19 protein-coding genes are annotated in these 22,933 nt (G+C 46.4%); 14 read left to right on the forward strand and 5 right to left on the reverse strand.

Features of this window, described 5'->3' with window-relative positions; genetic code table 11:
* The 9 genes from WIG73_RS07985 (at position 1) to WIG73_RS08025 (ending at position 9,525) form a co-directional block, all read left to right on the forward strand.
* The gene (locus tag WIG73_RS07985; protein ID WP_337400041.1) at positions 1 to 762 is read left to right on the forward strand and encodes a TatD family hydrolase; all 762 of its coding nucleotides are present in this window, start codon (positions 1 to 3) and stop codon (positions 760 to 762) included.
* Positions 759 to 1,364, forward strand: a complete 606-nt coding sequence (locus WIG73_RS07990; RefSeq protein ID WP_337400042.1) for a TIGR04100 family radical SAM protein — start codon at positions 759 to 761, stop codon at positions 1,362 to 1,364. The genes WIG73_RS07985 and WIG73_RS07990 overlap by 4 nt, the downstream gene beginning before the upstream one ends.
* Before the next feature lie 75 nt (positions 1,365 to 1,439).
* Positions 1,440 to 2,438: a tryptophan--tRNA ligase gene (gene trpS / locus WIG73_RS07995; protein WP_249313365.1), complete on the forward strand. Its 999-nt coding sequence runs from the start codon at positions 1,440 to 1,442 to the stop codon at positions 2,436 to 2,438.
* A 15-nt stretch (positions 2,439 to 2,453) separates the two neighbouring features.
* Positions 2,454 to 2,696 (forward strand): RNA-binding S4 domain-containing protein, encoded by a 243-nt coding sequence (locus WIG73_RS08000; RefSeq protein WP_337400043.1) that lies wholly within the window; start codon positions 2,454 to 2,456, stop codon positions 2,694 to 2,696.
* A gap of 35 nt (positions 2,697 to 2,731) precedes the next feature.
* Positions 2,732 to 3,673 (forward strand): tetratricopeptide repeat protein, encoded by a 942-nt coding sequence (locus WIG73_RS08005; RefSeq protein ID WP_249313366.1) that lies wholly within the window; start codon positions 2,732 to 2,734, stop codon positions 3,671 to 3,673.
* Positions 3,674 to 3,691: 18 nt separating this feature from the next.
* On the forward strand, positions 3,692 to 6,070 hold the full coding sequence (locus tag WIG73_RS08010) for an endonuclease MutS2 (RefSeq protein ID WP_337400044.1): 2,379 nt from the start codon (positions 3,692 to 3,694) through the stop codon (positions 6,068 to 6,070).
* A gap of 13 nt (positions 6,071 to 6,083) precedes the next feature.
* Entirely contained in the window at positions 6,084 to 6,296 is a 213-nt protein-coding gene (locus WIG73_RS08015; RefSeq protein WP_337400045.1) for a DUF1653 domain-containing protein, read from the forward strand.
* 18 nt (positions 6,297 to 6,314) lie between these two features.
* Positions 6,315 to 8,684, forward strand: a complete 2,370-nt coding sequence (locus WIG73_RS08020) for a glycoside hydrolase family 38 C-terminal domain-containing protein (protein WP_337400047.1) — start codon at positions 6,315 to 6,317, stop codon at positions 8,682 to 8,684.
* Position 8,685: 1 nt separating this feature from the next.
* The gene (locus WIG73_RS08025; protein WP_337400048.1) at positions 8,686 to 9,525 is read left to right on the forward strand and encodes an HAD family hydrolase; all 840 of its coding nucleotides are present in this window, start codon (positions 8,686 to 8,688) and stop codon (positions 9,523 to 9,525) included.
* 42 nt (positions 9,526 to 9,567) lie between these two features.
* On the opposite strand, the gene WIG73_RS08030 is transcribed toward WIG73_RS08025, so the two are convergent.
* Positions 9,568 to 11,097, reverse strand: coding sequence for a YifB family Mg chelatase-like AAA ATPase (locus WIG73_RS08030; protein WP_337400049.1), 1,530 nt, complete (start codon positions 11,095 to 11,097; stop codon positions 9,568 to 9,570).
* A gap of 13 nt (positions 11,098 to 11,110) precedes the next feature.
* Complete coding sequence (locus WIG73_RS08035; RefSeq protein ID WP_337400051.1) at positions 11,111 to 12,160, reverse strand: aminopeptidase P family protein; 1,050 nt, start codon at positions 12,158 to 12,160, stop codon at positions 11,111 to 11,113.
* Positions 12,161 to 12,341: 181 nt separating this feature from the next.
* On the opposite strand from WIG73_RS08035, the gene WIG73_RS08040 reads away from it, so the two are divergent.
* Entirely contained in the window at positions 12,342 to 12,803 is a 462-nt protein-coding gene (locus WIG73_RS08040; protein ID WP_249313373.1) for a DUF4830 domain-containing protein, read from the forward strand.
* Here WIG73_RS08040 and WIG73_RS08045 read toward each other — a convergent pair.
* A complete protein-coding gene (locus WIG73_RS08045; RefSeq protein WP_337400052.1) occupies positions 12,800 to 13,768 on the reverse strand; it encodes a biotin--[acetyl-CoA-carboxylase] ligase in 969 nt (322 codons plus the stop codon). The two genes, WIG73_RS08040 and WIG73_RS08045, sit on opposite strands and share 4 nt — an antisense overlap.
* A gap of 188 nt (positions 13,769 to 13,956) precedes the next feature.
* Between WIG73_RS08045 and WIG73_RS08050 the strand changes: the two genes are divergently transcribed.
* Positions 13,957 to 15,108, forward strand: coding sequence for an AraC family transcriptional regulator (locus WIG73_RS08050; RefSeq protein WP_337400053.1), 1,152 nt, complete (start codon positions 13,957 to 13,959; stop codon positions 15,106 to 15,108).
* Between the two features lie 52 nt (positions 15,109 to 15,160).
* On the opposite strand, the gene WIG73_RS08055 is transcribed toward WIG73_RS08050, so the two are convergent.
* Together WIG73_RS08055 and WIG73_RS08060 are read right to left on the reverse strand one after the other, a co-directional pair.
* Entirely contained in the window at positions 15,161 to 15,691 is a 531-nt protein-coding gene (locus WIG73_RS08055) for a DUF2284 domain-containing protein (protein WP_337400054.1), read from the reverse strand.
* 7 nt (positions 15,692 to 15,698) lie between these two features.
* Positions 15,699 to 16,337 (reverse strand): corrinoid protein, encoded by a 639-nt coding sequence (locus WIG73_RS08060; RefSeq protein WP_177680796.1) that lies wholly within the window; start codon positions 16,335 to 16,337, stop codon positions 15,699 to 15,701.
* A gap of 185 nt (positions 16,338 to 16,522) precedes the next feature.
* Here WIG73_RS08060 and WIG73_RS08065 point away from each other — a divergent pair, with 185 nt between their 5' ends.
* From WIG73_RS08065 to WIG73_RS08075, 3 genes are all read left to right on the forward strand, one after another.
* On the forward strand, positions 16,523 to 17,989 hold the full coding sequence (locus WIG73_RS08065; protein ID WP_337400055.1) for an ASKHA domain-containing protein: 1,467 nt from the start codon (positions 16,523 to 16,525) through the stop codon (positions 17,987 to 17,989).
* A 61-nt stretch (positions 17,990 to 18,050) separates the two neighbouring features.
* Positions 18,051 to 19,055: a uroporphyrinogen decarboxylase family protein gene (locus WIG73_RS08070; RefSeq protein ID WP_337400056.1), complete on the forward strand. Its 1,005-nt coding sequence runs from the start codon at positions 18,051 to 18,053 to the stop codon at positions 19,053 to 19,055.
* 138 nt (positions 19,056 to 19,193) lie between these two features.
* Complete coding sequence (locus tag WIG73_RS08075) at positions 19,194 to 22,895, forward strand: DUF4886 domain-containing protein (protein WP_337400057.1); 3,702 nt, start codon at positions 19,194 to 19,196, stop codon at positions 22,893 to 22,895.
* Positions 22,896 to 22,933: the final 38 nt, after the last annotated feature.

A 22,933-nucleotide genomic window follows, 5' to 3' on the forward strand; every position in this document is an offset into this window, starting at 1 on the left:
ATGTATTTTGATACGCATACACATTTGGACGACGAAAAGTTCGATCCAGACCGCGAACTTGTGATAGAAAACTTAAAAAAGGAAGGCGTTTCCCTGGCGGTGAACGTGGGGGCAGACCTTACGTCTTCAAAAAACAGCATTGCCCTTGCCGAGCAGTATGATTTTATTTATGCCGCGGTGGGCGTTCACCCAAACGAGGTGGGCGAAATGCAGGACGAAGATTTAGAAACCCTTGCGGACATGGCAAAGCATGAAAAAGTGGTTGCTGTTGGCGAAATCGGTTTGGACTACCACTATGACGAGCCAGGCAGAGATGTGCAAAAGCTTTGGTTTGAAAAACAGCTGCGCATGGCGCAGGCTTTAAACATGCCGTTTATTGTCCACGACCGGGACGCACATCAAGATACGCTGGAACTGCTGAAAAAAGTGGGATATTATAACGGCGTGATGCACTGCTTTTCCGGAAGCTGTGAAATGGCAAAAATTTTGCTGGATTTGGGCTTTTACATCTCCATTGCCGGACAGGTAACATTTAAAAATGCGCCGAAGGTGAAAGAGGTTGCAAAAATGGTGCCGGCGGACCGCCTGTTCATTGAAACCGACAGCCCATATTTAACGCCTGAGCCTCACAGGGGAGAGCGGAACAATTCGGCCAATGTGAAGTTCACCTGCGCTAAAATCGCCGAGCTGAAAGAAATTTCAGCAGAGAAACTGGCAAAGGTAACTTTGGAGAACGGCAAAAAATTTTATGGTATCAGGTGATTTATTTGACGATATGCTATGTGCTTGAAAACACACTTTATATAAACGTGACAAACCGCTGCACAAACCGGTGTTCGTTCTGCGTCCGCGATAAGGACTGCGGCATCGGCGATGTGAACCTTTGGCTGGAAAAAGAGCCAACGGTGGAAGAAATGATAGAAGACATAAAACGGTTTAATCCCCAAAAGTATGATGAGGTGGTGTTCTGCGGTTACGGAGAGCCTACCATGCGTTTAGATACGGTTCTTGCCTGTGCAAAATTTATAAAAGAAAATTTTGACTCAAAAATCCGCATTAACACCAACGGGCAGGCAAACCTGTTCTACGGCGAAAATGTTGCGCCGCGGCTTTCCGGACTGATTGATGTTGTGTCTATCAGTTTAAATGCAAAAAACGCAGAGGAATATGACGAACTGTGTAAGAGCATTTATGGAAGAGAAAGCTTTCAGGGGTTAATTGATTTTGCAAAAGCATGTAAAAAAGTTGTTCCCGAGGTGGTTATGAGCGTGGTTGACGTTTTGCCCCCGGAAGACATTGAGGCCTGCAGAAAAATTGCAGAAGACGCAGGCGCGCGTCTGCGGGTACGGGAACTGATTGAATAGCTTATTATAATGCATCTGGGCGGGCCCGGCCAGTTGTTATTTTAAAATTTCGGGCGGAAAGGTATGGAATGAAACATGGAAAACGCAAAAAAAAGAATTTTTTCAGGCGTTCAGCCGTCAGGCGATTTGACACTGGGAAACTACATAGGGGCGATTAAAAACTGGGCAAAGCTGCAGGACGACTATGAATGCATCTACTGTATTGTGGATTTACATTCCATCACCGTGCGGCAAACCCCGGCGGATTTGCGGCGCCGAACGCTGGAGGTTTTAATGCAGTATATGGCGGCGGGGATTGATCCGGAAAAATCGGTGATTTTTATCCAGTCCCACGTAAGCGCGCACGCAGAACTTGCATGGGTTCTGGGCTGTAACGCGCAGATGGGCGAGCTTTCCCGCATGACCCAGTTTAAAGAAAAATCGAAAAAGCATGCTGATAACATCAATGCGGGACTGTTTACCTACCCCGTTTTAATGGCGGCGGATATTTTGGTCTATCAGGCGGATTTGGTGCCGGTGGGCCACGACCAGCTGCAGCATGTTGAAATCGCCAGGGATATTGCAAACCGGTTTAACCATTACTACAGCGACACCTTTACCATTCCCGAGGCATATATTCCAAAGGTTGGGCAGCGGATTATGAGTTTGCAGTCGCCGGAAAACAAAATGTCGAAATCTGACCCCAATCCCAATGGCTGTATCCGGCTTTTAGACGACAAAGACACCATTATCAGAAAATTTAAGCGTGCGGTGACCGATTCGGGCAGCGAAATTAAAAGTGCTGCCGACAAGCCGGGCGTGACAAACCTGCTGTCGATTTATTCCGCCGTGACAAACAAGACGGTGGAAGAGGCTGAAAAGGACTTTGAAGGCAAGGGTTACGGCGAGTTTAAGCTGGCTGTGGGTGAAGCGGTTGCAGACACGTTAGCCCCTGTTCAGGCAGAATTTTGCCGGCTTCAGGGCGATAAGGAGTATGTGGAGTCGGTGTATAAAAAGGGTGCCGAGGCCGCAAGCTATATTGCCAGCAAAACGCTGCGCAAGGTTTATAAAAAAGTAGGATTTATTGCGAAATAATTGTGGAGAAACGATATGAGAATTGACAAATTTTTAAAAGTATCAAGAATTATAAAACGGCGGACACTGGCAAATGAAGCGTGTGACAGCGGCCGTGTATATGTCAACGGAAATTCCGTAAAAGCGTCTTACGACGTGAAGACGGGCGACATTTTAGAGCTTCGGTTCGGCGAAAAAATTTCGAAGTTTGAAGTTTTAAAGGTGGCGGAGCATACGACAAAAGACGGCGCGGCAGAACTTTACCGCGTGTTAAATTAGAAAGGAACAGGCAAACGGGTATGTGGAATGCAATTTTGTTTATTGCTGTAATTTATCTAATCGTACAGGCGTTCCGGTTCAATGTTTTTATTGGAATCGGAGCGGTATTGGCGGTGATTGCATACGGGTATTTTAGATGGTATTCTGAGTTTTGCACCACCAGAGCGAAAGCGGTTTATTCAAAAGACCCTGAAAAGGCGCTCGAATGGTTTGAGCGCGGCTTTCGGCGCGGCATGACCATTGGCCAGCAGGAGGCCTATGCTTATTATCTGCTCCGGGAGGGAAAAACTGAGCGGGCGGAGGAGATTTATAACCATCTTTTAATTCAGAGGCTGAAACCCGAACTCCGGCTGAAGCTGCGGGCAGACTTAGCGGTGCTGCTTTTGAAAACCGGCAGGATTGACGAGGCAATTGAAGAGTTGGAAGAAGTTACGGTGAATTATGTTAACACCACTACCTATGGAACTTTGGGATATTTGTATCTTCTAAAGAACAACAGAAGAAAAGCGGAAAGCTACAACAGGGAAGCGTATGACTATAACTCGTCAGACCCTGTTATTTTGGATAATTGTGTTCAGCTTTACATTAAAATGGGCAGGTTCAGCGAGGCGAAGAAATATGCAGATGAGCTGATTGAAAAAAAGCCTTATTTTGTGGAGGCCTATTACGACGCGGCCTATGTGTATATGAAGCTCGGTGATTTTGACACTGCGCTGGATTTGGTGGAAGACGGCAAAAAGTGCAGAATTACGTTTATGTCTACCATTAAGGCCGACGAACTGGAAACGTTTGAAAAGAGCCTGCAGGAGAAAAATGCAGACATTCCCCACAAGCTGGGTTCCTTTTCAAGCAATGCCCAGAGCGAGGAAACACAAGAGGAGGATTTAGAATATTACGATGACGGCGAGGAAGAGCCGGTTATTGAATATGAAGAACTTCCCGATTTAGAAGATGACGAAAACGATCCCTTTATTTAGAAATAGATGGGAGAAAAAATGAACCAAAAAACATTTCAGACACTGGAATTTAATAAAATATTATACATGCTGAAAGGCTACACACAAAACGAAAAGGTGCAGGAGCGGATTTTAAATTTAGCCCCGGAAACAGACCTTGCCCGGGTGAAGCGAATGCAGCAGGAAACCACTGAGGCGGCGGGAGTGCTGCTGCGCCGGGGCAGCGCGCCGGGCTTTACTGTTTCAGACGTGAGCGGCGCGGTGATGCGCACCGGGCGCGGCGGCGCCATGACCATGCATGAACTGCTTTCCTTAAGCACGGCGATGTCCACTGCCCGCAGGCTGAAAGCATATATCGAGGAGGACAAGCCCAGCGAAGGAACGAACCTGCGCGCGCTTTCAGATGCCTTAGAAAACTTAAAACAGGTTGAAAATGAAATCAACGAAAAAATTATCAGCGAGGACGAGATGGCCGACGGAGCCAGCCCCGCTCTTTTTGCTATTCGCAGAAAATTAAAAACACAGGCCGGAAAAATCCGCGACACGCTGAATTCTATCATTACGTCCGGCCGGTTTCAAAAGTTTTTGCAGGAACCCATTATCACGATGCGGGGAGACCGGTATGTGGTTCCGGTGAAAGCCGAAAATAAGAATGAAATTAAGGGCATTGTTCACGACGCATCGTCGTCTGGCTCTACGGTGTTTATTGAGCCTGCCAGCGTAGTGGAAATGACCAACGAAATTACGGAACTGAAGGGCAAGGAAAAGGAAGAAATTGAGCGGATTTTATATGAACTGTCCGCCTTTGTGTCAGAGTTTGCAGAACAAATTCTTGCCAATTTTAACACGGTTTATGAGCTGGATTTTATCTTTTGCAAGGCGCGGCTGTCCCTTTCTCAAAACGCGGCGGAGCCAGAGTTAAACGACCAGGGCGTTATCCGGATAAAGAGCGGGCGGCACCCGCTTTTGGACAAAACGCGCGTGGTGCCCATTGACATATCGTTAGGCGACGCTTACGACACGCTGATTATTACCGGCCCGAACACAGGTGGAAAAACAGTGTCCCTTAAAACATTGGGGCTGTTTACGTTAATGGCCCAGTCGGGCCTGCACATCAGCGCCGCCTCCGGCAGCACCATGGCGGTGTTCGACAACGTGTTCGCCGACATTGGCGATGAACAGAGCATTGAGCAGAATTTATCCACCTTTAGCTCTCATATTGTGAATTTGGTGGGCATTTTAAATGAGGTCACGCAAAATTCCCTTGTGCTGGCAGATGAGCTGGGCGCGGGAACAGACCCCACCGAAGGCGCGGCCTTAGCGGTTTCCATTATTGAATATTTAAGAAACTTCGGCGCGCGCATTGCCGCTACAACGCACTACAGCGAGCTTAAAATGTATGCTTTATCCACGCAGGGAGTGGAAAACGCATCCTGCGAGTTTGATGTTGCCACTCTTTCGCCTACCTATCGCCTGATGATTGGCGTACCGGGAAAGAGCAACGCCTTTGCTATTTCCAAACGGCTTGGCCTGAGTGAAACCGTAATTGAAAACGCAAAAAAACGGATTACCGATGACAATATTAAATTAGAAGACGTAATAGCGGGATTAGAGGAGAGCAGAAAACGGGCGGAGGAAGACAGGCGTTTGGCGGAAAACGCCTCCCGGGATGCGCGGATTTTTAAAGAAAACATGCGCAGGGAATTAGACAGGCTGGAGGAGAAAAAGGCAAAGCTCACGCAGCAGGCCCGCGCAGACGCCATGGCGATTGTGGAGAGTGCGAAAAAACAGTCCCAAGAGGCGCTGCGGGAGTTTCGGGAGCTGAAAAACACAACCGCTTACCGTGAGGCAATGGAAAAGGCGGAAAAAGCAAAGGATGCTTTAAGGCGGGAGTCGGAAAAAATTACACAGGGCGCAGGAAAAGACAGGCCCAGAGTAAAAACCTTAAAGAAGGTGAAGCTGGGCGAAACCGTTCACATTGTGTCGCTGGACACCGACGCATCTGTTTTAACCTTGCCGGACAAAAAAGGCGCGCTGTTTGTTCAGGCGGGCATTATGAAAATTAAAACGAATTTAAGCGATTTAACCTCCGGAAAAGAACAAGTTCACGACAAAAAGACGCAGGGGAAGACGATTTCTGCTACCTTTAAGGCGTCGAAGCAGGCCAGCGCATCAATGGAAAAGGATGTTCGCGGGCTCACGCTGGACGAGGCAATTTTAGAAGTGGATAAGTTTTTGGACGACTGCTACCTCTCTTCCTTACATGAGGTAACCATTATTCACGGCAAGGGAACGGGCGTTCTGCGCGCGGGCATCGGCGAATTTTTAAGGCGGCACCCCTGCGTGGATAGCTACCGGGCAGGAAGATATGGTGAAGGAGAAATGGGCGTGACGGTTGTTACGCTGAAAGATAAATAGGAGTGTTGGTAAAATGGAGATAAAACCGGGAAAATACCGTCATTTTAAAGGAAATGAATATGAGGTGCTGGGCATTGGCCTCCATTCGGAAACGCTGGAGGAAATGGTTGTTTACCGCGCACTGTACGGCGACTGCGGTTTATGGGTGCGCCCGGCGGCCATGTGGAATGAGATGGTTGAGAAGGACGGAAAAAAGATAAAACGGTTTTCGTATATCGGAGAATAAACATAGGGGGCATGCAGCGTGAAAGACATTTTTATGATAGGAAACACCCATTACGATCCGGTTTGGCTGTGGAGGTGGGACGAAGCGCTGTCCTCCATCACGGCGACCTTTCATTCGGCTCTTCAAAGAATGGAGGAAACGCCGGATTTTTGCTATTCCTTTTCAGCTCCGGCCGTGCTGGAGCAAATTGAAAAGACAAATCCGGCGCTATTTTGCGAGATAAAACAGCGGGTGGCCGAGGGCCGGTGGGACCTTGCTGAGGGCTGGTGGCTTCAGGCCGATACCAATGCCGCTTCCGGCGAAAGCTATGTGCGGCAGGGCCTTTACGGTCAGCGCTATTTGCTGCAAAAATTCTGTAAAATGTCCCGCGCGGCGTTTAATATCGACAGCTTCGGCCACTGCTCCAATCTTCCCCAAATCCTGTCAGGGTGTGGTATTGAATTTTATTGTTTTTGGCGTCCCAATCAGGCCCAGTATGAACTGGACGCTCCTCTTTTTGTTTGGGAGGGCGGCGCAGGAAAAAGCGTGCTGGCTTACCGTGTGGGCGGCGACGGCGGCGAAATTTTCACCGAGCATTTTGAGGAGGACACGCTGAAAAAAGTGGCGGAGAATCCCGATGGGCAAGACCTTTTGGTGGTGTTCGGTGTAACAGACCACGGCGGTGCGCCAACAAAGGAAGCAATCTCGAAAATTGAGCAATATCGTGTTACATATCAAGACAAGGTGCAGTTTCGCTTTGGAACGGTGGAGGACTATTTTGACCGTCAGAAGGGAAAGGATTTAGGCCGCATTAAGGGTGAAATTCAGGTAACGTTTATTGGGCCTTATTCAAATTTTACGGAAATAAAGAAAAACAACCGGTTGGCGGAGTATGGAGCTTTAAACGCAGAAAAAGCGTCTGTTTTGGCTGAAAAACTGGTTGGAATGGAATATCCGGCAGAGAAGCTGCGGAAAAGCTGGCAGGACATTTTGTTTAACCAGTTTCACGACATCTTGGGCGGCGCCTGCATTGAAGATGCTTATTTCGACGCCCGCAACCTCCACGGAAGAAGCCTTCAAACCACAAATGAAATTGTGACGTTTGCCCTGCAGGCCATGACGAACAACATAAAAATGCCGGGAAAAAATCCTGACAACGAATGGAATTTAGTTGTTTGGAATTTAAACTGTGCGGCGTTTTGCGGCGCGATTGAGGCAGAGGTGCAGTGGGCCTGGGAATTTCCGTGGTATGAAGGCGGCATTGAACTGATTGACGAGCTGGGAGAAAAAATTCCGTGCCAGATTATCCGCGAAAAATCGGTGGTGCCGGGCTTTCGTTCCCGCTTCGCGTTTACAGCAGAAATTCCGGCATTGGGATATCGCTCCTTTATCGTGAAAAAAACAAACAAGCCATGCGGCCATATCAAACCAAAATCTGTTATCGGCGCCGAACACGGCCGTTTCCGTGTAGATGTTTCCTCCGGCGCACCTGCACTGTATGAAAACGGACAGCTGCTGACGGAATGTTTTTTGCGTCCCTATGCCATAGAGGACCAGTGCGACACCTGGGGCTTTAATAAGACGGTTTATGAGGATAAAAAACAATATCTTACGCTTGAGTCGGCAGAGATAACAGAAGACGGGCTATGCCTTACAAAACTGAAGACTACCTGGCGGTTTGGCCATTCCGTGGCGGAGGTTTACTACACGCTTTATAATGAACACATTGACTGCGACTATCGCGTGCTGTGGCAAGAAAAAGGCTTTGCGCTGAAATTGGAGCTTCAGGGTAGAAACAATCATTTGCGTTGTTTTGCATCATCGCCATATGGCTGTGAGGCGCGGCCTGCCTCTGAATTTGAAAAGCCGGTTGGCGAGCACATTTCCTTAATTTCTGAAAACAGCGGCTTTTATGTTGCAATGGACAGCATTTTTGCCTATCATTTTTCCGGCAGCAGCATTGGATTAACGCTTTTGCGCAACTGCATTTTCGGCGATTTGAGAACAAGGGAGCTGGAAAAAGCGGATTACTGTTATATGGGACAGGGCGAAACGAAAGGCAGGCTGCGGGTGTTTACACAGCGGCCCCAAAACCTTGCGGCGGAAGCAACCGCGTTTAACAATCCGCCCAGGGTGTTGCTTGAGGCAAACCACGCCGGAACGCTAAAATCTTGCGACGGTTTTTTTAACTGTGACAACGATGCACTTTATACAACCGTGGTGAAGAAGCAGGAGGATAACGACAAACTTGTGGTACGGAGCTTTAATCCCGACAAAGACGCACCCCAAAGCGGGACGGTGACATTGTTTGGCAAAAGTATCAGCGTAAGCTTGCTGCCGGAAGAAATTAAAACATTGACAGAAAACAGCGAAGGCTTTCATGAGAGCAACATGCTGGAGGAGGATTAGCATGAAAACAAAACCTGTGGCGGCCATTCTGTATGATTTTGATAAAACGCTGTCGACGAAAGATATGCAGGAGTATGCGTTCATTCCCGGCATTGGCATGACGGCGGAGGAGTTCTGGAAGAAGTGTAACCGGCTTACCCAAGAGCACAGTATGGATCAAATTTTGGCGTATATGTATGTGATGCTCACCGAGGCCAGGGGAAAAAAGCTGCTAAACCGGGAAGAATTTAAAAACTTAGGCGAAACGGTGGAGCTTTTTCCCGGCGTGCTTTCCTGGTTCAACCGCGTGAACGCTTATGCAGAGGAGCTGGGACTGTGTTTGGAGCACTATATTATCTCCTCAGGTTTAAAAGAAATTATAGAAGGAACGCCAATTGCAAAGCAGTTTAAAGGAATTTATGCGGCGGAGTTTTTTTATGACGAGCAAAATGTTCCCGTATGGCCGGCTATGGCGGTGAACTATACCAGCAAAACCCAGTTTTTGTTCCGCATTAACAAGGGTGTGTTAGACGTGACGGACCACACGGGACTGAACAAATTTACGCCGGAGAACAAGCGCAGAATTCCATTTCAAAACATGATTTACATTGGCGACGGGTTTACCGACGTTCCCTGCATGAAACTGGTAAAGGTAAATGGCGGGCACTCCATTGCGGTTTACAGCGATAAAAAACAAACAGCGATTGACATTATGCACCAGGGTCGGGTGGATTATATTGCCCCTGCAGACTACAGCGAGGCCGGAAAACTGGAGAAAACGGTTTTTGCAGTGTTAGATCTGATTTGCGCGCAAAATGTGGCGCTGGAAATGAATTTTAAGGACTTTCATGAAACAGAATGATAAAAACACAGCCCGGCTTTGGTGCCGGGCTGTGTTTTTTTGTTACCAATATTTTCTGTCTAAACTTCTGTAAAAAATTGCCTGAGCCAAGTGCTCTCTTTTTATGTTTTCACTTCCCTTAAGGTCTGCTACCGTCCGCGACACCTTCAAAATCCGATTATGCGCCCGGGCAGAGAGTCCTAAGTTATGGAACGCATCTTTTAACAGCTTCGATTCCTCCGTTCCTAACGGGCAAAATTCTTCCACCATTTTTGGCGTCATCTGGGCATTACAGTGCACATTTTTTTCACCCTGAAACCGGTTTTCCTGAATTTTTCTTGCTGCCTCCACGCGCTTTCTGATTTCGGCAGAAGGTTCAACAGGTTTTCCGTCTGTTAAATCGCGGTATTTTACCGCGGGCACTTCAATATGTAAATCAATTCTGTCCAGCAAAGGGCCACTGATTTTGCCCAAATATTGCCGAATTTGCTGTTCAGAACAGGTACATTTTCGCGTACTGTCGCCAAAGTAACCGCATTTACAAGGGTTCATGGCGGCTACCACCATAGAGGAGCTGGGATAGGTTAGCGTAGCGTTTACTCTTGATATGGTCACTACGCCGTCTTCCATAGGCTGGCGCAGCACTTCTAATGCATCTTTTTTAAACTCGGGCAGTTCGTCCAAAAACAACACGCCGTTGTGGGCCAGGCTGATTTCGCCGGGGCGGGGCATACTCCCGCCGCCGGAAAGGCCGTTGGCAGAAATGGTGTGATGTGGGCTTCTAAAAGGCCGCGTGGTAATCAACGGAACGTTTTGCGGAAGAAGCCCTGCAATGGAGTGAATTTTTGTCACCTCCAGCGCCTCATAAAGAGAAAGCGCCGGCAAGATAGAGGGCAGACGCTGGGCCAGCATGGTTTTCCCCGAACCGGGGGAGCCGATGAGCAGACAGTTATGTCCGCCGGCAGCGGCAATTTCCAAGGCAGTTTTTACGTTTTCCTGACCTTTCACATCTGCAAAATCAAGCAGAGAGTCTGTTTGATGAGAAAAAATTTTATCAATGTCAATTTCGGTTTTTTTAAGCTTTTCTTCTGTGATGAAGTGTTTTATTATATCCAGCAAATTAGCAGCGCCAAAGACATTTAAATCTTTCACGACAGCCGCCTCAGCTGCGTTTTGGGCGGGAAGAATGATATTTTTAATTCCGTTTTCGGCAGCGCAAATTGCCATTGGAAGCGCGCCGACAATTGGACGAAGCTCGCCGGAAAGGGCAATTTCACCCACAAACGCATAATTGGAGAGGTCTGCGTTTAGCTGCTGGGAGCTTGCCAAAAGCCCGATGCAGATGGGCAAATCGTAAATGGGCCCGGCCTTTTTAATGTTGGCAGGGGCCAGGTTCACCGTTATGCGCTGGGTGGGATAGGTTAGTCCGCAGTTCTTCATGGCGGCGCGCACACGCTCGCGGGACTCTTTTACAGCGGCATCGGGCAGACCCACCACGTCAAAGGCCGGCAGGCCGTTGCCAATGTCTGTTTCAACGCCTACCAGATATCCGTCAATTCCGTTTAGCCCCATACTGTTTATTTTTGACAGCAAGTGAAAGTCCCCCTTAAAGTTCAATCAGTTCTTTTGGCGATGCAACCAGGTTTTCATAACCGTCTTCTTTTATAACCACCAAATCTTCAATTCTCACGCCGCCGAAGTTTTCGATATAAATGCCGGGTTCAACCGTCATCAGCTCGCCAGGCAGCAAAATATCGCTGCACTTGGGCGAGAGGGACGGTTTTTCATGCACCTTCAGCCCAACGCTGTGGCCTAAGCCGTGGCCGAAATATTTACCAAACCCCGCGTCTTTAATCAGGTTTCGCGCAACAGAGTCCACCACGTTGGCCATCGCACCGGCAGTGAGCTCTGACAGGGCGGCTTTCTGCGCCGAAAGCACGGTTTCATAAATTTGTTTTTGTTTGTCGCTGGCCTTTCCCACAACCACGGTTCTGGTCATGTCGCTGCAATAGCCTTGAAACTTACAGCCAAAATCCAGGGTGAAAAAGTCGTTTTTTTCAATTACTTTATCCGTGGCTGTGCCGTGGGGCATGGCGCTGCGCACGCCGGAGGCCGCAATGGTTTCAAAAGAAAGCCCCTCGGCGCCGTTTTGCTTCATGTGAAATTCCAGCAAAAGGGCAATTTCCCGTTCTGTTTTGCCCGGGGCAATCTGCGTTAAAATATACAAAAACGCGTTGTCGGCAAGCTTTGCCGCAGAGGCAATTGCAGCAAGCTCTGTTTCGTCTTTAATCATTCGAATCTCTAATATTTTATCTGATATAGGCAGCCAAACCGATTTATCTGCGATTTTTTCCAATCCCAAATAGGTTTGAAAGGTCACGAAATCATCTTCAAAACCAATGGTTTGAAGGTTTTCTCCTTTTAAAAATGCAGAGAGGCTTTTTTCTGCAAGATCAATAATTTCAAAATCCGGCGCCTGCTCGTGGGCCTGCACCGTATAGCGCGAGTCGGTAAACAAAAGGCGGCGGTTTTGATCAATAAAAAGCGCGCCCTCGCCCCCGGTAAAGCCCGAAAAATAGTAAATATTTTCCGGGGAGGTGATGAGGCTGGCGCAGGAAGAAGCTTTGGTAAGCTTTTGCGTACGTTTAATATACAACGTTTTGTTTCCCTCCGGTTTCAAATCATTTTATTTGATGATACGATAAATATCCCAATAAACTTACTTTAATACCTGCGCCCGCAGGCGCAATTATATTTTCAAGTTTTATTATATCAGTCTTTACATATCTTTTCAATAAAAATCATATATAATACAAAACGAAATATTGGAGTTTGCCATGAAAAGCTTTTTAAAAGAAAATTTTACACATATTCTGTTTTTAATTTTAGTTGGCTTGGTGCTGATTTTGTGGGGAAGGCTCATCGCCGGGGAATTTATAACAAACGCCGCTACCCGCGGACTTAACACCACACAGGACCGGGTGCGGTGCGCCGAAAGCTACGGCTGGCAGGTTGACCCGACCAGCGAAACACAGGAGAATGTCTATATTCCCCAGGAGTTTGACGATGTTTATAACCGCTACAACCGTTTGCAGAGAATGTGCGGCTTCGACCTTTACAAATACCGCGGAAAAGGCGTAATACGCTACACCTTTCGGGCATTAAATTTTCCCGGGGCAGAAGATGCGGAGGTTTTTGTAAACATTTTGGTTTATGACGGAAAAATGATTGGCGGCGACTGCATGACTGTGGCGTTAGACGGTTTTATGGTGCCCATTGACCGGCGTTTTTTGGACTAAAGGCAAATGCTCACATCGCCGGAGTTCAGCGCAGCGGTGTTGCCGTTTGGCAGGCGCACGATAAGGTTTGCATCGCTGTCGATATCCTCAGCAACCGCCGGGCCGGCATAAGGCCCGGCTAGAATTTCAATTTTACGGCCCAAAATGCAGGAGGCCTCTTTATATTCCTCAATATAATCTTTTTGCTCTAACGTTTCATATAGCCTGTCGAACTGCGTAAGCACTTCGGCAATCAGCTTATTTTTTAAATCGTCGGGAAGCGGATGTGAAATCTCTGAAAGGTTTGTCGTTTTAAAGGCAAACTCCTCGGGATATCCGTTTTCCGGCGGTTTTATGTTAATTCCAATTCCTAAAACCGCATAATTTAAATAGCCCGATTCAATTTCCATAGACGCCTCCGTTAAAATTCCGCACAGCTTTTTGTTGTTAAAATAAACATCGTTTACCCATTTTATTTGTGTGTCGGCATGCAGCAGGTGTTTTATGGCGCGGCGCACTGCAACGGACGCGGCTACGGTAATGAAAACAGAGTCCGCCGCTTTTAAGCGCGGGCGGAGCAGCAGGCTGAAATATACGCCGCAGCCTCTGGGTGAAAAAAAGCGTTTGCCGCGGCGTCCTTTGCCGCCGGTTTGCATCTCTGTCACCACAACGGTGCCCTCTTGAGCGCCGTTTTGCGCCAATTCCTTTAAGGCGGTGTTTGTGGAATTTACTTCATCTAAATGAACAATTTTGTGTTTGTTTCCGTTTAAATATTTATAAATGCCGCTGGGGGAAATGATGTCGTTCTTTTCAGAAAACACATATCCTAAGCGGCTGGTAGCATCGAATTTATAGCCTGAATCCCGCAGGCCGGAAATGGCCTTGTTCACTGCCGCGCGGCTCACGCCCAGGCTTTTTGCAATGTCGCTGCCGGAAATCAGCGTTCCGCGGTTTTGCTCAAAAAGTTCTAACAATTTTTCTTTCATGGATTTCACCTCTTGCTTTTATACTACAATAAATTGCAGAAAAAGTCAATTGTAAACCGATTGGTTATGCGGTAATGATATTGTATAAATTACAAAATAGTATTGAAAATTTTTATAAATAATAGTATAATTAGCTCAATGCGACTCGTTTGAAGGCGGTAAAGTACACTTTTAAGGGGATGAGGTATATGAATGAAAAATTTAATAAATATAAAAATCATATCATCAGCCTCTGTGGAGTGGATTGTAATTTGTTTGATGTGCGGCTGAGAAAATTTTTAGAAGTACCCAGCTTCTGCCAAACCTGCCCGCGCTATCCAGATCATGCCAATACGCATTTATACGGCTGTTACGAGGCACAGCGCTGGGACGATAAGTATATTTATTACTGCCCGAGAGGGTTTATCTTTATTGCAGTTGCAATTTGTGATGAAATGCATATCATGGACTACGGCGTAATTGCGGGACCAATTTTAATGGGCGAGCCTGACGAAGAACAAAATGCGTTTTTAGGTATTATTCCTCATTTGAGCACGAAAAACGTCAATGATTTAACCGAGCTTATGGTTCCGGTTTTTTGCCGGACGTTACAGTTCGGCAGACAGTGGGAAGATATTCAGACAAAAGACTTTTTAAATGCCGTATATGACGCGGCGGCGGAAAACACGGACATAAAAAAAGAGCAATATCCGATTTCGCTGGAAAACGATTTGCGCGACTCTATTATAAACGGCAATAAAAAGAGGGCAAAGGAGATTTTAAATCTGCTGCTGGGCCATATATTTTTCCATTCGGCAGGAGAACTTGATAAAATTAAAGAACGAATCACTGAGCTGATTGTTCAGCTATCAAGATTTTCGATTGAAGGCGGCGCGGAAATTTCTCAGATTTTTTCGCTTAATCATAACTACTTAAAAGAAGTGGAACGTTTTGAAAATATTGAACAGCTCAGTGTGTGGCTGAGTAGTGTGATGAATGAATATTTCAGCTATGTGTTCGAATTGCAGGACGTGAAGCACGCGGACAGCATTTATAAGGCAGAGCGGTTTATAAAAGAAAATTATATGCAGAAGATATCGTTAAACGACGTTGCGGGACACGTATATTTAAGCAAAGCGTATTTAAGCAAAATATTTAAAGAGGAAACGGGCATAAGCTTAGTAAATTATATTAACCGGCTTCGTATTGACAAAAGCAAGACGCTTTTAAAAGACCATTCCCTGTCCTTAGCAGACATTGCAGCCCTGGTGGGGTTTGACGATCAGAGCTACTTTTCAAAAATATTTAAAGGCATAACTGGTGTTTCTCCCGGAAAATACCGCAAAAATCCTTCAAAATAATAACAATAAAACGGAGCCTTTTTATAAAAACAGGCTCCGTTTGTTTATAAAATCAATATAAAATTCCGCCGAAATATGTAACTGTGTTTGCGCCGTTTATATATTTCATACCGCATGCTTCTGCCAAGGATGACACCTGAATGCTGTAAGATTCCAGGGAAGCAATTTTTTCCTCCGGAAAACGGCACGGCTCGTTGCTGACAGCGGCGCATTCTTCACAGAAGCGGCAGCCTCCGGCCCCCAGAAGCAGAAACTGAAAATCCGCTTGTTTGCATAATGCATGTACGTCTCTGATCAACTTTTGAAAATTGCGGCTGCTTTCCTGCATTCCTTCAACATCGAAAGAATCTTCTAATTGATAAATTTTTTGAAAAACCAATATATTTTTAAAGGTTTTTGCTTTTGCAATCAGTTTTTCGGTGTTTCCAACGCGGGGAGGACACGTCCAGTTCTTGTCGTAATTTCCGCAGGCATTGCTTTCGCACAGCGAAATCAGCGACGGCTCAAAACGAATTTGCTCCACGGGCAGAACAGCGGCGTGATCCATACCGAAATTATAAATTTTTTGTTCCAGCTCTTTCATAACGCAATCACGCACCGGCACAGATTTTCAGCGCAACATCAGAAGCGGAAGCCGCATCGGTTGTATAATAATCTGCGCCGATGCTGTCGCAGAATTCCTGTGTAATGGGGGCGCCGCCGACCATAATTTTCACTTTGTCGCGGATTCCTTTCTCTTCTGCCTTAGCAACCACATTTTTCATTTCAACCATTGTTGTGGTCAGCAATGCGCTGCAGCAGATAACTTGCGCGTTGTTCTCAATTGCCTTTTCAACAAATGTTTCTGGTGAAACGTCAACGCCCAAATCAATTACTGTGAGACCTTTGCCCTCTAACATCATTTTTACAAGATTTTTGCCAATGTCGTGTAAATCACCCTTAACCGTTCCTACAACCGCAGTTCCGCTGGATTTCACTCCTGCAGTTGCCAAATGCGGCTTAAGCAATTCCGTGCCGGCGTTCATAGCGCGGGCGGCGATTAAAACCTCAGGAACAAAAACTTCATTGTTTTTAAACTTTTCACCAATAATACTCATTCCGCTCAGCAGTCCCTTTTCAAGAATTTCCTGCGGTGCAATTCCTTCTTCAATTGCCTGGGCAACCAGCTCTTTCACCTGTTTTGCTCTTCCCTGCTGCAGAAATGTGCTCATCTCTTCTAAAATATTCATCTCATAACTTCCTTTCATTTTTACTTAATATTATATTATCTTTATTTTAATATAAACCGCAAATCTTGTATAGAAAAATTTTTTGATTTTTTGAAATATTTTATCTATTCTGCTTTATCAAGTTGCAATCCGTTTCTTTTTTTGTTATGCTAATATCACAGCAGACAAGGAAACGAGGAATATTGATGAAAATAACCCTGCAGTCGGACGCAAAAAAAATTTGTATTTCTGTTTTTAACGAAACGCGGATAGACGAAATCATTGCAAAATCGGAATTTAAGCTTACCCGTCCGTGCGGCGGAAATGGAACCTGCGGAAAATGCAAAGTAAAAGCCGTTGGGAATTTGTCTGAAATGAGCGGCGATGAAAAACGTTTTTTGACCAAAGAAGAAATCGGCGCAAACATTCGTCTTGCCTGTTATGCATCGGTTACCGGCGATGCGAATATTACGCTTATTACTTCAAATGAACAAATTCAAGGAATAACAGACGGATATTTTCCTGACTTTAGAAAAAGTCCCCTTACCGGTGATAAAAACTGTTATGCAATGGCAATTGACATTGGAACAACCACAATTGCAGGATATTTTTATAAAATGCCCGAATGTTTTTGCGTAAAACAGACTTGCAGAACAAACCCTCAAACGCAGTTCGGTGCAGACGTTATTTCGCGCATTCAATTTGCAAACGAGGGTGGATTGAAGACGCTTCAAAAAGCAGTGCAGGACGAAATAGAATCCATGAAAACGGAATTTGGCGAACCGGTGGAACTGTCTGTAATTACGGGAAACACAACAATGCTTCATCTTTTTTCCGGACTTGACCCCAGCGGAATTGCCGTTTCGCCGTTTACGCCAAAGAGCCTGTTTGGAATTTTTCAGGAAAACTTTTACTTGCCGCCGTGCATTTCTGCATATGTCGGCGCGGATATAACAACAGCAATTCTGGCAAGCAACATGCAAAAAGACGGCTCTTCGCTTTTAATTGATATTGGAACCAACGGAGAAATGGCATATTGGAGCAACGGCGGCTTTACCTGCTGTTCAACCGCGGCGGGGCCTGCGTTTGAAGGCGCAGGAATTTCGTGCGGAATGCCGGCCGTATCCGGAGCGATAGACCGCGTTTGGTTAGAAAACGGAGCCATCAGGTACCGCACAATCAATCATGCCAAACCCACAGGAATTTGCGGAAGCGGCTTGATGGACGCGGCGGCCTGCCTGTTAAAAGCAGGAATTATAGAAGACAGCGGATATATGGAAGACGATTTTACTTTTCCGGACAGCGCAGTTACCATCACTACGGCAGATATCCGCCAGATACAGCTTGCGAAAGCGGCAATTCGTGCAGGAATTGAAACTTTGGTTCCAAACGGAGCCGGGCTTGACTGCGTTTATATTGCCGGCGGTTTCGGCAGTTATGTAGATATAGAAAGCTGTATTACAATCGGTCTTCTGCCGCCGTCATTTCAAAACAAGGTTCAGGTTTTGGGCAATGCAGCAGGAACCGGCGCAGCAATGATTTTGCAAAGTACAGAATGTCTGGAAAAAGCAAAGGAAATTGCCGGAAATGCAAAAACAGCGGAATTGTCAGCGAATCCGCAGTTTATGGAGCACTATATGCAGCAGATGATGTTTCCATCTGATTTTGCATAATCAATATAAAACAGCCGACGGACAGCGCGATTGTGTCTTAACGGCGGAAACGGAGCTTAATGTGGAAAAAACAGTTTCTCAATGGTTAAATGAATTAAGAACAGCAGATGTGAAAAAAGCAATGCCCATCCTTTCCTTTCCGTGTGTACAGCTTTTAAATGTCAGCGTGAAGGAACTGATTTCAGACAGCGACCTGCAGGCTAAGGGAATGAAAGCGGTTGCCGACCGGTGTGACAGCGCGGCGGCTGTCAGTATGATGGATTTGTCTGTTGAAGCCGAAGCCTTTGGCGCGCAGGTTCGGTTTTCAGACGATGAAGTTCCGACGGTTATCGGAAAACTGCTTGAAACGCCTGAAGACGCACAGAAGCTGGCGGTTCCGGAAATGGGAGCAGGCAGAACAGCATTATATGCGGAGGCAATTAAAAAAGCCTGCGAGCTTATTTGCGACCGTCCCGTTTTGGCAGGGGTAATCGGGCCGTTTTCCCTTTCGGGGCGGCTGATGGACATGACTGAAATTATGGTAAATTGCTATGTGGAGCCTGAAATGGTACATACTACGCTGCAAAAAGCAACCGATTTTATTATAAAATATATCAAATCATTTCGCGATGCAGGGGCCCACGGCGTAGTGATTGCCGAACCGGCGGCAGGTTTGCTTTCTCCCGATTTAAACGCAGAATTTTCTATTCCTTATATCAAACAGATTATTGAAGCGGTGAAAAGTGAAAATTTTGCGGTTGTATATCATAACTGCGGGAACACAATTCCGTTAATTGACGATATTCTTACGGTGAACGCAGATATTTATCACTTTGGAAACGCCGTAGATTTGGAAGAAATCGCGCCGCACATTCCAGGTGACGTTATCTTTATGGGAAATGTGGACCCGGCAGGAGAATTCCGAAACGGAACGGTTGCTTCCATAAAGCAAAATACAAAAGAAATTATGCAAAAGTGCTGTAAATATAAAAATTTCGTAATTTCGTCCGGCTGCGACATACCGCCTATGTCAAGCTGGGAAAATATTGATGCGTTCTTTGAAGCAACAGCCGAATTTTATCGGTAACTTATAAAAAACGCTCCGGTTTCCGGAGCGTTTTTTTGTAATTGCCGTAATGAATGGGGGTGTAATGGTTTAAAAAGTGTTTACTCTTTCAGTTTTATTTGGTACAATAAAAACAAATATAAAGTTGAGGTGAAGCAAATGAAAAAAGCAATATCTATGTGTTTATGCTTTGTGGTATTGCTGTCTGTCTGCGGCATTTTAGCGGCCCCGGCGTCAGCGGAAGCTACCCCGAGCGTAATTGAAACCTTTTACGAGGGGGAGGACGGGGCGTTTTTTTATCCATTTGACAAAGAAATGAGCCTGGGTTCACGGCTTGCAATGATGGGGGATAACCAGATTTCCTATTATAAAGGGGATTCGGATAATACCTCCGGAATGCTGCGGATTCAAAACTATAACAGCATTAACCGAGGTGTAACCGGCGTGAAGTTGATTCCGGGACAAAAGATTCGGATTACGGGAGAGGTTAAATTTTTAAATTCGGACAAGCTGTCGCCTAAAGTGGGAGTTCGGCTGGTGTTTATTGGCGACTCCACAGTCCCGGTTTACAAAGACTCTGCCTGCACACAGCCTTTAATGAACGGGGAAGAACAGGTCACCCTGAAGGATAAATATTTTGGCGTATCCATTGACAAGGATATTTATGGAAACAACATGGTAGACGGAGAATGGCACACCTTTGAGTATATTTATGAGTATGACGGAACATTTGCAACGTCTAAAATTGACAACGTGACCTACACAAATTACATAAAAGACACCGTTACTTCCCAAATGTATTTCAGGCCTATGGGAAACAGTCCTTTGGGAAAGCCTGCGGGAAGTCCTTCTGAGAATTTTACGCAGGAGTATATTGACGCGTGCAGCGCGGCGGGAACAACGCCCTATGTAGACTGTCTGCTGGACAATTTTTCTGTGATGCCCTACAGCGGCATGCTGACAGACGGTGGAAACGTGGGATATGAGCCGAACATATACAACGGCTTTGAAGACGACGGCTGGAAAAAGGATCCCAATAAAACCAATTTTTCCTGGAACAACATAAATTCCAATGCGGCGCTTTCGGATAACGTGCCGGAGGCTTTAGCTGAAACGTCGAAATCCTCTATCGAGCTTACCTATAAGGGAGCGCCGAGGGACGCGTTTGTGGACGTAGGGGTTTCTGCAGCTGGTCCGGCATACAAAATGTGGTTTAACAGGGCCTATAAAATCAGCCTTTGGGCCAAAGGGTCTGAGGCGCTGGCGCAATTTGGAGCTGCAAATAACAAGCCTCTCGTGTTTATCCCCGACCGTTCGGGGGACAAACGAATTGACAGAACGCGCTCAAAATGGCTGCAATCCCCCACAAAAGAGATTATAACGGACGACTGGCAAAAGTATGAGTTTATTTGGTATGAAGATATGGAGCATGCAATCGGCAGAAAGAGCGACACCGATTTTACCACCCGGTTCACCATAAGAACCTATGCCGTGCCGGTAGGAACGGAAAACAATCTGACCGCGACAACAGAAAGCGGGGAGGCGGTGCAGTATATCTATTCCTATCAAAACAGCACCGGCGAAACAGTATATGCCGGGCTGGAGGACTTTAAGCTTTACATTGACGATGTAACCATAGCACCCTTAGACATTGTTTACAACGGCGACATGGCAGTGAAAGATGCGGCGGACAATGACACCGGCGTAATTTATTATAAAAACGGGAAAAAATCGTCTGATTACTGCGCCCCGGGCGGGGATACCATTTCGGCAAAATTGTTCCACGCCGGAACCATTGCAGCAGACGCGACGTTTCAGCAAGAAACCGGGCTGGATAAGAAAAACGTTTTAAAAGTGGCGGCGAACGAGACGCCTTATCAAAGCGTTGAAATTGACCAGGGGAAAACCTATAAAATCAGTTTTTGGGCAAAGGCGGAAAGCGGCAGCGAAAATATGCCGCTGTATGCAATGATGGACAGAAGCATAAAAGGCGATGTGCTGGACAGCACCGTGACAGATAAAAACCCCAACGGGCTTTTGGGTTACGGTAATTCCACGGGGATAACGGGGGACATACCGTTTTACCTGTATAGCGGCACCCAGCAAAATGTGTTTCACGATTATAACAAATTTGAAATTACAGCAGACGGGGAAACGGTTGTAAGCGACGATTATTTTGCGCGGATGAAGTCGGTAAACGGCTATGAAAGCCAGGCGGAGCCCACCGCGTGGAACTATCAATATTTTAACGGCGACAGCTGGGTAAACACAAATGAAGAAGCAAAAACACCCGGTTCGTGGACGCTGGCCGGCGGCTGGACAAAGTATGAATGCTTCTACCAGTGGAATTATCAGGGCGGGCATTACCGCATGCCCAGGCTCTCCTTTGTGTCCGACGGGGCATATGCCATCGCCAACATTCACGTGGAGGAGGCAGTGCCTTACCAGTTTGGAATTGAAAATGTTTCCGTCAGCGGTGACAAAGAGGTTTTTGAAATTGGAGATGAACTTTCCGTTACCTATGATTTTGTGTCCAGCGGCGCACAGACGGCAAACGAGGGAAAGGCGCAGGTTTTAATTCTTGCCGGAACAGAAGCAGAAGGCTTTTATCCTGTTATGGCGGGAACGGCAGAGGGGGCGTTTTCGTTTCGGGTGCCTTCCGGCGCTATCGGCAAGCAGTTAAAAATTCAAATTACGCCTGTTTCGTATGATTACATCTATGCCCAGAAACCATTTGAAATCAGCTTGGCTGGCACGGCAAAAAGCAAGCTGTCGGCCACATTAAAATCCTTTGACAAAAGCGCTGCCACCTGGCAGCTGTGGGCAACTTACGGAGAAAGCAAGCCAACAACCGCCGACGTTGTCACCGCACTTTATGATGCGGACAACAGGCTTTTAAAAACCGAGGTTGCAAAAGCGGAAGTAAAAAATGGGGACGACGGTTTGGTAGCCAGCGGAACGGTGTTTGCGGATAATGCCGTATTGGGAAAGGTGTTTGTGTTAGACTCGCTTGACACCTTAAATCCTATTTGCAGCAGCGAAAAAGCAGATTTATCCGGCGAAAGCGAACGGGACAGCATTAAGGTGCTGGCCATTGGCAACAGCTATGCCGAGGACGCCACAAACTATTTTTATCAGCTGGCGGAGGACGCAGGCGTAAAAGACATTACTGTGGCCTATCTTTACATAGGCGGGTGCACCTTGGAAACCCATGTGAAAAACTTAGAAGGAAACCTGCCTGCTTACCGTTATACAAAAAATAATACAGGTTCATGGAAATCGGAAACAGAAAAAACTATGTTGTATGGCATTGTAGACGAGGACTGGGACGTGATTACCCTGCAGCAGCAAAGCGCAAATTCCGGCATTGCATCTTCTTTCGAGCCAAATTTAACAAAGCTCATTGACTATGTGCAGCAAAACAAGACAAACCCCAGCTGCGAAATTTATTGGCATATGACCTGGGCTTATCAGGAAGGATATGCCGGACTAAGTGCATTTGGCAATGACCAGATGACCATGTATGAGCGGATTTCGCAAAACGTACAGGAAATTGTGCTGCCCAAGGAGGATATAGAAAACATTATTCCTGTTGGCACGGCGGTGCAGAATGCACGGACAAGTCATTTGGGCGACACCTTAAACCGCGACGGCACCCATTTAACACAGGATTTAGGCCGGTATTTGGCCGGGTTGGTATGGGTGAAGAAGCTTACGAACCGTTCCATTGACAACATCGATTATGTGCCGGCAAATTATGCGCCGTCTTTCGGCGGAGATGTTTTGCCCTTGCTGAAAGAAGCGGCGAACAATGCGGTGCGGGAGCCTTTCGCCGTCACAAATTCCAGTTTTACAAAATAATTTTACATGATTCAAAAAAACACCAAAGCGTTTGCTTT

The organism is Congzhengia sp. (assembly GCF_037235575.1).
In the GTDB taxonomy this organism is placed as follows: Bacteria; Bacillota; Clostridia; order UBA1381; family UBA9506; genus Congzhengia; species Congzhengia minquanensis.